This window comes from Pirellulales bacterium, assembly GCA_033762255.1.
Taxonomy (GTDB): Bacteria; Planctomycetota; Planctomycetia; order Pirellulales; family JALHPA01; genus JANRLT01.
This window is the reverse complement of the sequence record JANRLT010000019.1, coordinates 1-14,193: the sequence shown is the minus strand read 5'-3', so window position 1 is coordinate 14,193 and position 14,193 is coordinate 1. Positions and strand designations below refer to the sequence as shown.

Annotated in this window: 9 protein-coding genes; 5 read left to right on the top strand and 4 right to left on the bottom strand. The window is 57.8% G+C overall.

Annotated elements, in window-relative coordinates; translation table 11 throughout:
* From SFX18_05180 to SFX18_05170, 3 genes are all read left to right on the top strand, one after another.
* The coding region (locus SFX18_05180; GenBank protein ID MDX1962524.1) for a hypothetical protein at positions 1–248 on the top strand (248 nt) is incomplete at its 5' end.
* A 91-nt stretch (positions 249–339) separates the two neighbouring features.
* On the top strand, positions 340–1,350 hold the full coding sequence (locus SFX18_05175) for a DUF1559 domain-containing protein (GenBank protein ID MDX1962523.1): 1,011 nt from the start codon (positions 340–342) through the stop codon (positions 1,348–1,350).
* Positions 1,351–1,386: 36 nt separating this feature from the next.
* Positions 1,387–2,391 carry a DUF1080 domain-containing protein gene (locus tag SFX18_05170; GenBank protein ID MDX1962522.1) on the top strand — a complete coding sequence of 335 codons (1,005 nt, stop codon included), beginning with the start codon at positions 1,387–1,389 and terminating at the stop codon, positions 2,389–2,391.
* A gap of 124 nt (positions 2,392–2,515) precedes the next feature.
* Here SFX18_05170 and SFX18_05165 read toward each other — a convergent pair whose 3' ends face one another.
* Complete coding sequence (locus SFX18_05165; GenBank protein ID MDX1962521.1) at positions 2,516–2,992, bottom strand: 2Fe-2S iron-sulfur cluster-binding protein; 477 nt, start codon at positions 2,990–2,992, stop codon at positions 2,516–2,518.
* A gap of 176 nt (positions 2,993–3,168) precedes the next feature.
* On the opposite strand from SFX18_05165, the gene SFX18_05160 reads away from it, so the two are divergent.
* Positions 3,169–4,872, top strand: coding sequence for a thiamine pyrophosphate-binding protein (locus SFX18_05160; GenBank protein ID MDX1962520.1), 1,704 nt, complete (start codon positions 3,169–3,171; stop codon positions 4,870–4,872).
* Positions 4,873–5,012: 140 nt separating this feature from the next.
* Here the strand turns inward: SFX18_05160 and SFX18_05155 are convergent, their stop codons facing one another.
* From SFX18_05155 to SFX18_05145, 3 genes are all read right to left on the bottom strand, one after another.
* Positions 5,013–5,798, bottom strand: coding sequence for a TonB family protein (locus SFX18_05155; GenBank protein ID MDX1962519.1), 786 nt, complete (start codon positions 5,796–5,798; stop codon positions 5,013–5,015).
* 157 nt (positions 5,799–5,955) lie between these two features.
* Positions 5,956–8,550, bottom strand: a complete 2,595-nt coding sequence (locus tag SFX18_05150; protein MDX1962518.1) for a TonB-dependent receptor — start codon at positions 8,548–8,550, stop codon at positions 5,956–5,958.
* 254 nt (positions 8,551–8,804) lie between these two features.
* A complete protein-coding gene (locus tag SFX18_05145; protein ID MDX1962517.1) occupies positions 8,805–10,394 on the bottom strand; it encodes a hypothetical protein in 1,590 nt (529 codons plus the stop codon).
* A 451-nt stretch (positions 10,395–10,845) separates the two neighbouring features.
* Between SFX18_05145 and SFX18_05140 the strand changes: the two genes are divergently transcribed.
* On the top strand, positions 10,846–13,875 hold the full coding sequence (locus SFX18_05140; GenBank protein ID MDX1962516.1) for a TolC family protein: 3,030 nt from the start codon (positions 10,846–10,848) through the stop codon (positions 13,873–13,875).
* Positions 13,876–14,193: the final 318 nt, after the last annotated feature.

Here is a 14,193-nt window from a genome sequence, read left to right as displayed (position 1 = left end):
GGACGCTGACGCCGGGGCTATCCGGCGGATGGACGCTGGGGGATGGGGACTTTGACGGCGTCATCACCCCTGCCGACTATCTGCCCATTGACAGTAACATCGGCTCGGGCGTGGGGAATCCGCTGGGGGGAAATCACCCGGCGGTCACGGCAATTCCGGAACCGGGGGGAATAATGTACTTTTTAGGGTTTGTGGGGTTAAATCTGTTGCTGGCAAGATGGTGGCGGCCCTGGTATGCTAAAGCGTGATTGACCGCCGCACTGACATTCGCGGCCCCGCCACAAAAATTTCCAATTTGCAATCCAACTATTGCAAATTCCCACCATACCGATATTTCGGATGCCCAGACCCAAAGCCGGATTCACGCTGGTGGAGCTACTGGTGGTCATTGCGATCATCGGGGTGTTGGTAGCGCTGTTGCTGCCAGCCATCATGTCCGCGCGCGAGGCCGCGCGCCGCAATACTTGTCTGAATAATCTGCACCAGCTCAATATCGCGCTCGAGAACTACCGCGGCGCAAACAAGGCTTTTCCCGTAGGAGCTGAATCGCGCGAGTATCCCCAAGCGAACTTTACCCCGCATTCTTTTTACCGCTGGTCGGCGCTCGCCCAGTTAACACCCTATTTGGAACAAAGCGCGGCGTATAAAGCATTGCGCCTGGATGTGCCGTTGTATGGGTCGAATTTACAGGTGACGCCGGAAAACCTCGAGGGCGTGAAATTACTTTTGCCGGAATTTTTGTGCCCCAGCGACCGGGGCGTGGCTGTGTCGGCGGCATTTGGTCCCACAAATTACGCGGTAAACTTTGGCACAGGAAAAGACGGTGGCACCCCGTTCCAAACCGACGGCCTGTTTTTTGTCAATTCCCGCGTCCGCGCCGCGCAAGTGACGGACGGTCTGGGAAAAACTGCGACTTTTAGCGAAAGCCTGTTGGGGGATAGCGTGGAAAGTCTGATCGATCCCGCGCTCGCCCGTCCCCAAAGCGATTATGCCTTTGTCTTTACCGCCCCTTTGACCGAGTCCGCCTGCGACAGCTCGGTGCGCTGGAACGTTACCAACCTACGCGGCTTTTCCTGGGCCAGCGGTGAGTATCGCTGCGCGGCCTACAATCATTATTACCCCCCAAATTCCGACCGGTTTGACTGTATCGCCAACCGCATCGCGGGGGACATATCGCAGCGATTTTCGGTGTATGGCTGGCGCGGGGCCCGCAGCCATCATCCCGGAGGCGTGCATCTGGGCCTGGCGGATGGTTCGGCGCGATTCGTGACTGAGGAGGTCCACGTCCCGGTCTGGCGGGCCGCCGCCACCCGCGCGGGGGGAGAATCAGCAACGTGGGAAGTGCGTTAGTTCAGGATCATTTCTTTTTTTGAGGGGGAGTCAAGCATGTGTAAAATCCAAATCGCCACAGCCATCCTGGCCTGGGGCCTGGGCTACTGCGGTATGGTCTTAGCGGCGGATTTCTTTACTGACGCTAAAGAAGCGGGGGATGATTATGCCTATCAGGGAGAATACACAGGTAAAGTTGCTCAGAACGGCAAAACCGTCGAGTTAGGATTGCAAGTGATCGCCGGGGGAAATGGCAAGTTTACCGCGGTGCTGTATACCGGCGGACTCCCCGGAGCGGGCTGGACCCGCGAGAGCGAACCGGGCGAAAAACTCTCCGGAACCGTGGAAAAGGGCGCGCTGCAACTGACGGGAAAACTGTCCCGGGTGGAGGTTGCCCCAGGAGGAACAGCGGCAAAATTGACCATTCCCGATCAACCGCAGCCCATCTCCCTGGCCAAGGTCGATCGCGCTAGCCCCACGCTCGGCGCTAAACCGCCCGAGGGAGCGATCGTGCTCTATGGCGGCAAAGACGATAAAAAACATTGGCAGGGCGGAAGCGTGACCGAAGACGGTCTCCTAGCCAGCCATCCAGGCGGTAATTTGGTCTGCGATCAAGAGTTGGGGGATTTTACCCTGCACCTGGAATTTCGCACACCGTTTATGCCGACGGCTAGCGGCCAGGGACGGGGCAATAGCGGCGTCTACTTGCAAAATCGCTACGAACTGCAGGTGCTGGACTCCTTTGGCCTGTCCGGTGAAAACAACGAATGCGGCGGGTTTTACCAGGTCGCGCAGCCCCTTGTGAATATGTGTTTGCCGCCGCTGGTTTGGCAAACGTATGATATCGATTTTACTGGTGCCAAGTTTGACGCCGCTGGTAAAAAGACCGCCAATGCCAAAGTGACGGTCAAACACAATGGCGTGGTGATTCACGACAATGTGGAATTCAAAAATGTCACTCCTGGCGGCGTCGGCCAAGAAGCCCCCGGCCGCGGTCCGCTCATGATGCAGGATCACGGCAACCCCGTGGCCTACCGCAATATCTGGGTGATAAAGAAGTAATTTGCGTTCTGCCAAAACCGCGTTCCGCCGCAAATGTCCCTGCTAATTTGCGGCGGTTTTTTTGCGCCGGGGGCCTGGGCAAATGCCACAGAGTCAGGGGCAATTTCGCGCCGAATGGCCTGGCTTAGCTAAAAAAGTTGTCGCCCGTCATGTTGAATTGGGGGTTGGTCTCGACCGTCATATCCCCCAAGACTTCCACGCAGCAGGCCAGCCGCATGGTAGCTTCGTTGCCAATGTAGGCAAACATCGCCGGACTCAGCACGTTATAATTACATGTGAATTTTTCGGTCGCGGTCATCGGGCTGGCATTTTCCATTCCTTTGACAATTTTGACGCGGCAGGTGCCACAGTGTCCAAACCCGTGGCAGTTAAAAATTTTATTGATCCCGCTGCCAAAACCATTCACGCCATAATACAGGTTGATGCCCGCATTCAGGGCTTCCTTGCGCAGATTGGCCCCTTCGGCGACTTGCAATTCCCGCTTTTCATTTACAAAGGTGATTGTCGGCATATTGGCAAAGAAAATGTGAAGTGCGGTGGAACTCTCCTGGCGATATTCTAATTCGCCGGGGGCGACTCGCACAGGCGTAATTTTGGCCAAAAAACGCCGTTCCGGCACATTTTTTTGCCACCCAACCCGGCTAAAAATCTGAATCTGCGGTTGTCCGGGCAGGGGGGCGCGGGCAATAATTTGATGCGGCCCGGCGGGAAGCTTCCCACTCGTCCGCGACTTATCCCACCCACCCGCGACTTATCCCGACCCCGCGCGTCCGACCCATGACACATACACCGACCATTTTGCCGCTCCACCGCCGTCCCTCGCGCGCCGTCCCGGAACCAGGCGAGGTAGCGGGGCTAAGTATTGGTCAGTATCTGATCCGCCGCCTGCAGGATTACGGCATACGCGACATCTTTGGCATTCCCGGCGATTATGTGCTGGGTTTTTACCACCTCTTAGAGGAAAGCCCCATTAACGTCGTCGGCTGCACGCGCGAGGATTGCGCGGGTTTTGCCGCCGATGCCTACGCCCGTATTAACGGCCTGGGGGCGGTCTGTGTGACGTATTGCGTGGGGGGCCTGAGCGCGTGTAATAGCATCGCGGGGGCCTACGCCGAAAAATCCCCCGTCGTGCTCATCACGGGTTCCCCCGGCCTGCGCGAGCGGGTGAATAATCCCTTGTTGCACCACAAAGTGCGCGATTTTCGCACACAACTCGAGGTTTTTGAAAAGCTGACCGTCGCCGGGGCGGAACTGAGCGATCCCCGGACCGCCTTTCATGAAATTGACCGCGTGTTGGACGCGGCGGTGCGGTTTAAGCGGCCGGTCTATTTGGAAATTCCCCGCGATATGGTGCACGTGGTGCCGGATGTTCCCTACCAGTTCAAGCAAGTCCCCCCCGTTAGCGATCCTTCGGCCCTGGCCGAGGCGGTCAACGAGGCTGTTAGCCTGCTCGCCCGCGCGCAGCGCCCCTGCATTGTCGCGGGGATAGAAATCCACCGCTTTGGCCTCCAAGAAGAACTCTTGGCCCTGGCGGAAAGTGCCCGTCTAGGGATTGCCGCGACCATGCTGGGCAAAAGCGTCATTAGCGAGTACCACCCGCTGTATGTGGGCTTGTACGAGGGGGCCCTCGGCCGGGACGAAGTGACCCGCTTTGTCGAGGAAAGCGATCTGGTGTTGCTGTTAGGCACCTTTATGACGGATATTAATTTGGGGATTTATACGGCGAATTTAAATCCCTCCAACTGCATTTACGCCACCAGCGAGCAGCTGCGGATCAGGCACCACCATTACCATGATGTGCTGTTGGAGGATTTTTTGCGCGAGCTGGCCCGCGTGCAACCCACAGCCGCGCCGCGCAAACTACCCAAGGGTCCGGCGGCCGCCCTGGAAAAGTACGTGCTCCGTCCCGACGCGCCGATCACCATTGCCCGGCTCATGGCTCGGTTGAATGAATCGCTGGATGACGACACGGTGGTCATTGCTGATGTGGGGGATTCGCTCTTTGCCTCGACGGAACTGGTCATTCGCCAAAAGACCGAATATCTGGCCCCGGCGTATTACACATCGATGGGGTTTGGCATTCCCGCAGCCTTGGGGGCCAGCGTGGCCAAACCGCGCGAGCGGGTCGTGGTGGTCGTCGGCGACGGCGCCTTTCAAATGACCGGCATGGAGCTGAGCACCATCGTGCGGTATGACTACTCGGTCATTGTGCTTTTGTTGGACAACAAGGGTTACGGCACCGAGCGGTTCCTACATCCCGGGGACTTCAATGATATTCATCCCTGGAACTACGCCAAACTGCCCGAAATCCTGGGTGGGGGCCACGGCTACGAAGTTCGCACCGAGGGAGAATTTGACGCCGCCCTGACGGCGGCGTGGGACCAGCCCACAGGCCTGAGCCTGATACAAATTCACCTGGGCCTGGACGATGTCAGCAAGGCCCTATCACGTCTGGCCGAAAAACTTAGCAAGCGAGTGTAGGGGAAACAGTCATCCCGTCCTTTTCTATTTCCAGAAGATAGGGGGACACTCAACTTGCCAGATATCTCCTCTGCTGCTTCCGCTTCCTCCTGTTAAAATGTATTGGAAATTGCCTACCCATTTTTCGTCCCTAACCCGCCTCAGCGCTTGCCCGGCAGTTGAAAGATCACTTCCTGCATTTCGATGGTCGCCACGGGGCGACCATGATGTCGGGCGGGAGCTGCCCGCCATTGCCGCAGCGCTGCCACTGCCGACGCGTCAAACAAAGGTTGCCCGCTGGATTGCCGGATGGTGACGCTGGTGACCACCCCCCGGGCGTCGATATGTATCTCTAGCATCACCCGTCCCTCGATTCGTGCCCGGCGGAGGGCATCGGGATACTGAGGCGGAGGATTATTATAAAAATCCGCCGCGGCAAAATGCTCTAGTCCCGCCGCCGTGGCGGGCTGGGCCGCATGTCCCGCGATGGCCGTTTGCCGGGGACCTAAAATCGCCGGAACCGGACTTTGCTCGGCTGGTTGCGGATCGGTCTGGGGGAGCGTCCGCGCGACAAGCTCATGCGACAAATCCGGAGGCTGCGGCTGATCTGAACCGGCCACAATATCCGTGGAGAGTTCTAGTTGCGGCAGTTCGCTGCCGGGGCGCAGCGTAAATCGTCGCTCGGCAATCTGCGCTGACTCTGGTTCGACCAAAATCGGTTCCGTCGGTTCGATGGTTACAGCGTCCGGGGCCTGCTCCGCCCGGCTGGGGGACCAATCGACCTGCACCTGGATGACACCGCGACGGGAATGCATCCGCGCCGTTTGCCAGCGGGAATCCGGCGACAAACCCCAATACACCAGACCCGCGCACGCCACTCCATGCGCGAATAGCGAAGTCGCGCTGGCGGTGATTTTTTGACGTAAAGCGGGGGAGATGCGTATCACGCCGACAAGCCGAATAGGAGCGGTGAGGATGGCTACTTCTTTATCTTGCCGAGCCAAAGAACGGTTTGCAAGGCGCAATCCCCCGACTGTAAACACAATTCCTCATGATTCCGCGACTAACCTCGTTGATTATGAGAATTGCGTGAGCCGTCAACGCCTAATAAGTAAATTCGTAGCCAATAATACCGTTAATCCCCGCTCCATCGACGCCGGAACCTAGCACGCGGTAATATTGATCGGTGATGTTTTCGATGGCCAGGGTCAAGCGGTGCTGGTCATGCATCCCCCAGGTCCGGCCCGTCCGCAAGTTCAGCGTGGCATAGCCGGGCGTGCCGCCGGGGATAAACCGCGCATCGGCTCTATTGAGCAAGGAATACCGGTCGGCCCGGTCCACCATCCAGACGTACACATCGACCCAGCGGCGCATTTCCGGCGCGCGCCACCGCACGCCCAGGGTCCCCGTCAGCGGGGGAATCCGCGAGAACGGTTCGGATGGCGCGCCGACGCCGTTGGTTCCCAGATCCAAGCCGTAGGTATACCACACATTTCCATACAGGCTATAACCCGCGCGGTCCAGCCAATCGTCCAACAACAACTCTCCCCCCAGTTCCGTGCCATAGAGATAGGCGTCAGAGTTGTCCCTAATCACCGTCGCGCTATTGGGATTAAACTGCCCCGCGTTCGGACCCGAAGTGTTCACCGGGTAACGCAAGATGGCGTTTTCAAAATCATTCCAATACTGAAACGCCTGCAGGCGCAACACGGGACCGTCATATTTCAGGCCCACCTCGTATGTTTGGCTGTATTCCGGCTCGACATTGACGCTAGAGATTGATTGAAATTGTCCCTGCAGGAACGAGCCGTCCGCGAACAAGTCATCCAAATTCGGCGCGCGGTACCCTTCATAATAACCACCGACCAGATTGACCCCCTCGCACACTTCATACGTCAGACCGGCGTTGGCCACCCAGTCTTGATAGGACCGCTCGATGAACACATTTTGGTTGCCAATGGGCGTGGTGCCGCTGGCGTTGGCGTTTTCATACCGGACGCCGGTCAGGGCTGACAGGCGGTCGGTCAGGGGGACGCTCCAGGCGGCGTACAGTCCCGCCCGGTCATACAGGCTGTTATTGGGAAATTGCGGCATAAGCATGGTGGGGGGATTGATCGGCGCGCCGTTATTGCCATTGGTCCGGACGCGGACGGCGTCGATGTCGTCGTAGTAATAATCCGCCCCATAGCTCAGCGTGCCGGCGTAATCCAGCTCCTTGACCAGGGTCACCACGGTGCCAAACGTGTTGACGTCAAATTCCCCCGCTTCGATCCGATTGACCGTGCCGTTGTTGTTGAGGCGTGTTTCGCGAACCCCTTCTTTTTGCCGCGAATAATTAAAAGTGACCGCGTACGCGTCAAACAGCGGCTGATAGGCAACGCCCTCCCACCGCAAATTCACCATGTCCCGCTGCTGCGGGTCAAAAAACGTGGGTCGGGGACTGGACGTAAACGGCGCAAAGCGATCGCTGCGCGGGACATCCATTTGCTCAAAATGCTGCAGCGACACCGTCAGCAAACTATCGGGCGAGAGCAGTAACTGGTACTTCAAGTCCCCCGCATACTGATCGTAGTCGGTAAAGGGTTGCCGCCCGCGCTGGCCGCCAATTTCCAGTTCATTCACATTGAGGTAACTCGCCCCGGCGTAAACTCCCTGATTGCCGGTCCAGGCCTGAGTGTCCAATCGCGTGTAGGTGCCTGTGTCGGCGGTGCTAAAAATCTCTTGGAAATGTTGCTGGCCATAATCGCCCCGGTCGCGGCTGGGGGATTTACTGATGACATTGATCACACCGCCGATAGCGTCCGACCCCCACAGCACCGACTGCGCGCCGCGGATGATTTCGATCCGTTCGACCATCCCCGGGTCGATCGTGTTAAAATACTGGTTTGGCCCCGCGCGAAATGTCGAATTATTGACCCGCACGCCATCGATGAGGATCACCACGTTTTGACCCGTCAGACCGCGAATAAACGGGCTGGCCTGCCCGCGCGCGGATTGCTGCACCAGCACTCCAACCTCGTTTTGCAACGCACGCGACATATCGCTGGGCTGGCGTTCAATCAAGGTTTGGGGATTAATAATGGTGCCGTGCTGCGGCGCGTCCCAGGCCGACAGGCCCAGGCCCCGCAAGCCCCCATCCACCCCCGGTACAAGCGTTCCTGGCCCGGAAAACGATTGATTGGCCAGCGGCGTGTACCCGTACAACTCTCCCGGTGCCAAGTCGCTGTTTTGCGGGTCGAGCAATTGCGCATTGTCAAAAACGCTAGCAGGCTCGCCGCCGGTCGCGGGCGCACCTTGGTCCTCGGTCGTGGGATCAGGCTCGACAATGATCGGGTCGCGGGTTCCTTGCGCCCCGTTGGCCGGGGGTTCCACCATCACCGGGGGAAGTGTGCCGGCGGGTTCCTGGCCCGACACGACTCGCGCGGAATTTTCAAACGCCAATGCCACCGCCGCCGCGAGAGCTGCCGCGCGCGTAAATCGTGCCAGTCCCATCTGTTTTTCCTTCCCTGGAAAAAAACCGCCCCTCCACCACGCAACGGTCACGTCGTTGCGGGGCCGCGTCCCCGGATAGTCGCGTTTAATTCGCAGTTCCGGTTGATTCATCCATGAATGACGGCGGGCCACGGCGGCAATGAAACTGCGAGTGGCCGGAGGGCTATCCGCAATTCTTGCTAGCAACAAAAGAGTCGCTAGACTCACAAAGCATGATGCTGGGGGGAGACCTGGCTGTTACTCATCGTGCGCAAGGGTGGCATTGCGCCGCAGCTATCTCAAATTATCGAATCCGCCACTTCCCCACGCCAAGTAAAAAATTCCAGCGTGGCACATCTTTGCCAAATTACGCAAGTCCCCAGGACGCAAACTTATTCCGCAAAGAAACTAATGATGTCGTACAGAATGAGGATAAAGTGTTACACGGGCCCCCCTACGGGAGCCGCCGTATCTCTTGCCCCCTATTGGCCAACGGAAGTGGCGTTGGCGTTGTTCAGATTGACCGGGTTGGCGTTATCCGCCGCGTCCGCGGTACTCAGGGGATTAGCGCGGTTGATTTTCTCAGCCGCCTGCAACTGAATCTTGGTAAATTGAGCCGCGTCGGTTTGGATTTTCTTGCGCAAATCCAATTGCAGTTTGCTGATCTTTTGCAGTTCGCCCTGCAGTTTTCGGCCATAAGCTACGATCGCCGCCTGTTCCTTTTGCAACGAGGCAATATCAGCCTGCAGATTGGCCGTGGTCGTTTGGTGCAATTGGTTTTGGGCCTCGAGCGTGGCGTTGGTTTTGGTCTGCACCTCGATCAAGCGTTGATTCTCGGCAATTGCCATTTCGATCCGCTGCCGTTCAAGTTGGATCGCGCGAAACGCATACGTGTAATCATGCAACGGCCGCACATAAACCTTGTACGGTTGGGGCTTCCCCTCGCTATCCTTATCATCCGGTTGGGCGATGCCGTCGGCGACCAGCTTGGCCGCGGTCGCGGGATCCACCACAGCCACTTCGTTTTCATTAATCATGACTTTGTTGGATTCCGCCGCTAAATTCCCCGCCTCATCCACTGTCGGGTCGGCGGCGGGGTCGGCGGCTGGATCCGCCGCGGGGTCGGCCGCGGGATCCGCCGCAACAGGGGGTTTGTCCACTTGAGCGGCATCCAGTTCATACGGTTTGGTAAACTTCAGCCGCCACCAGATGCGATTTTCCATCAACCAGCGGGCATGCGGGCTGAGCTTATCCAGGTCCAGCTCTTCCGCCGGTTTGCCATCCAACGCGTACTGCCGCAAAATATCCTCCGGCAAATTGCCAAAGAACTTGCTTCGCAATTCCGCCTCCGTGGGATTACTGCCATCGGCATTTTTAAATACCAGATGATCATCCCCCGGCATGGTTTCGTACAATATCAACGGCGTGTTATTTGCCGGCGGATCACCTTCGTTATTGCCCGCCAATGTCATGCGCGTCAGCGAGATCGACTTTGGCTCGGCCTTATCAACCTTAAAAAACCCTAGGTAGTCATCGGGACTGGGTAATGCCTTGTCATCTTTTTCGCGATTGCGATCCCGAAACACATGCAGCACCATGCCCGGCTCAATGCCATGAACTTCCGGCGGTTCGATAGCCATGTTCACGGTTAATTGAACCTGATTTTCCGGTGTGACCGAAATCCCCCCTAAACGAACGTTACTAGCCGCCGCGATCGGCAAGATTCCCCACGCCCGCCCGCGATGAAACTCCACCGCGTCCAGCATCCGCTCGAGCGTCACCAAACTAGGCTCGGCAACGCCTTCCTCGTTTTCGCCACCTAAGACAACCTGGTCTAGTTCTTCTTGCTTGGCGGCCGTGGCTTGCTCCCACTTGGCGTTGGCTTCACGCCAGTTTTTGTGGGTCTGCAATGTCCGCGCAGCCAGATAAAAGAAAGCCACCGAAGCGGCCATGTTCAAAAACACCAAAATAATGGTGTAAATCGGCCAGGACTTGTGCCCTAAAAATAGCGACACAAGACCCACCAATAAAAAAATGGTGGCAACGATCAACACCAATAAGCCAATATCCATGTCCCGATTCTCGCATTTCCTCTAGAGCCGGCCCGTCACAAGGTGATAGCCGTAAAGATTAGCTTATTTGATGATAAATCGGGTAAAACAGAGAGTCAAGGAAATGCAACGATGGAAAACTCTGTGCAACTGGTGAAATACAGCAAATTTGCGCCTAATTGGGTTATTTTCCTGGTCTCTTACTTATCCTGGACCCTTCCATTCCCACCCATACTATTAGTATTTCTGATATCTCCACCGTCTCATCCAATCCCCTGAGTATCCTTGACAGAAAACATCCCATTTTACCCATACAACCCCTGTTTTGTAGACATGCCAATCCATTTAACCCAAAAAGCTGCTGTTACCCTAACAGTCAGCGGATTCGTTTAAGTCGTTCCAGTTTCACTGTCGAAACAACTGAAACAAAGCACAATTTCCGAACGTTTTCGATTTGTCGCCAAAACCCTCCATGCCCAGCTCTTGGATCAAGTCGATTACCAAGTCCCCGCGTCTCCCACTGGCTACGCCGGGGCGATACCGTTTCGCTTGGCTGCAAATGTTGCCACTGTTGGGCTTGCTGGCGCTGGCCACGGGCTGCACCCGCGGGATGTACCGTCAGCAGGCGGACAAAGAAGTCTACGCCGCCGTCCATGAAAAAACCGATGACCCACGCTGGCCGTTGCAAAATTACACGATCGAAATCGATCCCCGTTCGCGGATGTATGACGGCTTTGATCCCGATAAAGAGCCCCTCCCTCCCGATGACCCGACCTCCCATGAATTGATGCACTGCGTCGATGGGATGCGCGGCTATCCCTGCTGGCATCGCAATGGCGACACCCCCTGGGCGGAAAATCCCGACTGGCATCGCTATCTCCCCAGCGACGAGGAGGGAAAACTAGCCCTGGATTTGCCAGGGAGCGTGCTAGTGGGATTAATGAATTCCCGCGATTACCAGCGCGAGCTAGAAGATTTGTATTTATCCGCGCTGGATGTGACCTTTGAACGGTTTCGGTTTGATGTGCAGTTTTTTGCCGGGAATGACACGTTCTTTACCGCCGATGGCGTCCAACGTCCCGGGTCGGGGGGCGAATCCCGCAGCACGCTCACCACCGACACCGGCGTCCAGGCCAACAAACTCTTTGCCAGCGGCGGCCAACTGATGGTCGAACTGGCCAATTCGCTCGTCTGGCAGTTTTCCGGCACTGATTCGGACTCCGCCACCACGTTGTTGGATTTTAGCCTGGTGCAGCCGCTGTTGCGCGGTGGGGTGCGTAGCCGCGTGCTGGAACGCCTGACCCTGGCCGAGCGCACGCTCCTGGCCAATGTCCGTTTTATGGAACGCTATCGCCGCGGCTTTTATGTGCAGTTGGTCACCGGTCGCGACGCTGGCCAGGGACCATCACGCCGGGGAGGTGTTTTTGGCGGTGCGGGGCTATCGGGCTTTACCGGCTTGGGTGGGGGCTTTGGCAATGTCGCTACCCAGGGAAATATCAACCAGCAAGGGGGGACCGGCGCGGCAGGGGGGGCCGGCGCGGGTACCGCCGGTGGATTCATGGGCCTGTTGCAAACGCAAATGCAAATCAACAACCAAGAGGCCAACATCGCCGCCCTGGCCGAAAGTCTGGCCCAATTGCAGGCCGCCTACGACGCGGGGCGGATCGACCGTTTTCAGGTCGACTTTGGCCGACAGGCCCTCTTTAACGCCCGCAGCCAACTGCTGACCGCCCGGACCAACTTTCAAAATTTGCAGGACAATTACAAAATCACGCTGGGCCTCCCCCCCGATATCGAAATCTCGCTGTGCGATCCGCTGCTGGACGCGTTTCAACTGATCGACCCGGCGATACCACCGCTACAAAATCGCATCACCCGCACGCAGGAACTCTTGGGCGAGCGGATTATCAGCATACGTGAAAACCTGGCGGGAGCGGCCCAGCCAGATAAAGCCGCGGCCTTACGGCAGAATCTGGCGTTTTTGCAGGCGGCCCTGGCCACCGCCCGGCAGGTCCATGAGCAAACGACCACTCACTTTAAGGAGGTCGCCGCCGACATTGGCGACGTCCGCGCCGCGTTTCCCGAACGCCGACAAATGCTCAAAAGTTTACAAAGCCGCGACCGCCAGCAGTCCAATCCCGACACGGCGGAACAGACGGCGCTGGTCGACCAGACGCTGGAGGAACTAACCACGCCCGAGCCGCAACCCGCTGGATCGACCGCCGAACAAGGGGAAAATCTCTCCGGCGCAAATTCAACGACCGCGACCAATCCCCAACAGTCCACAACCGAGCCAGATGAATTTGATCTGGTCATTGCCGATCTGGAACAACTCCCCGACAAGCTCACCGTGGAGCTTAAAACCCTCGCGCAATCCTTTGCCCGCTATCCCGAATTACTACGGCAACTCGAGCAGGAGTTGAGCGCCTGGCAGGCCGACCCTAGCCTGCTGGACACCGAGGCTGGCCAGGAACGGGCAAAATTCTTGTTGGCCCGCCTGCCCTATTTGCTGGTGGAACTCTCGGGCGAAATTTTGGAGCTGTCGCTCATCCAGGCCCGCGCGCGGGCGGAAAGCGTGTCGCTATTACCCATTGAAATGGATCCCGCGGACGCCCTGGCCATTGCCAGCCATAACCGCCGCGACTGGATGAACGCGCGGGCGTCGCTGGTGGACACTTGGCGGCTGATCGAATTTAACGCCAATGACCTGGAGGCGGATCTAAATCTGATATTTGGCGGCGATATCCGCACAGTCGGCGACAACCCGGTCGATTTTCGCAGCGCCACCGGCCGCCTGCGCGTGGGCGTGCAATTTGACGCCCCCCTCACGCGCGTGGCCGAGCGTAATAACTATCGCCAATCGTTGATCGAGTTCCAGCAAGCCCGCCGCAATTATTACGCATTTGTCGACCGTGTGAGCCAAAGCCTGCGCAACGGTCTGCGACAAATGGAGCTTAACCAGGCCAACTTTGAACTGCGGCGCGCGGCGGTGCGGGTGGCGATCGACCAGGTGGAAGTTTCCCGCCTGCGTCTGCGCGAACCGCCCAAGCCGGGCGTGGTCAGCACCTACAGTCCCACGACCGCGCGGGATTTGGTGTCGTCACTGTCGGATCTGTTGAATGTTCAAAACGATTTTATGAGCGTATGGGTCAATTACGAAGTCGAACGGCTCAACCTGGACTTTAATCTGGACACGATGGAGCTTAACGAACGGGGGTTATGGATCGATCCCGGCTCCGCGGTCGGTCACAATGGGCTGGAATGTCTGCGGGGAGGGAACTGGCCCGACCGCAGTCCCTGGGATCAAGCCTGGCAAGAAGGCCGGCCCAAGGAACTACAAAAGCCGCTGCCGCGCCGCGGCGATGCACACGGTTCTGAGCAAGGCCACGCGGAAGTCGACGAAGCAGACGGCGTGATCCAGACCGCCCAAGCGGAAACAGCCGAGTCACCAGGAAAGAATGAACCTCCGTCCCCCGCACCCCCCCGCGCGGGGAGCTGGTAGACCGTACCGGCGAGTTGTACTCGCCATTCCGCCCGTAGCGGCGAGTTGTACTCGCCGTTCCGCCCGTAGTGGCGAGTTGTACTCGCCGTTTTGGAATTTGGTTTTGGTAGCTAGTATTTGGTTAGCCGCGACGCGCAGCGGAGCGCGGTGCGGTGGGTCGCGGGACGCGAGGTGCGGGACGCGGGTCGCGAAATTCTGCTCCGTAGGAGCATCATCTTTATAGCATCCGTTACCCCAACACAATCTCCGTTGTTAATTCTTAATTTTTAATTATACATTCCTCGCGATTAGCCGCGACGCGCAGCGGAGCGCGATGCG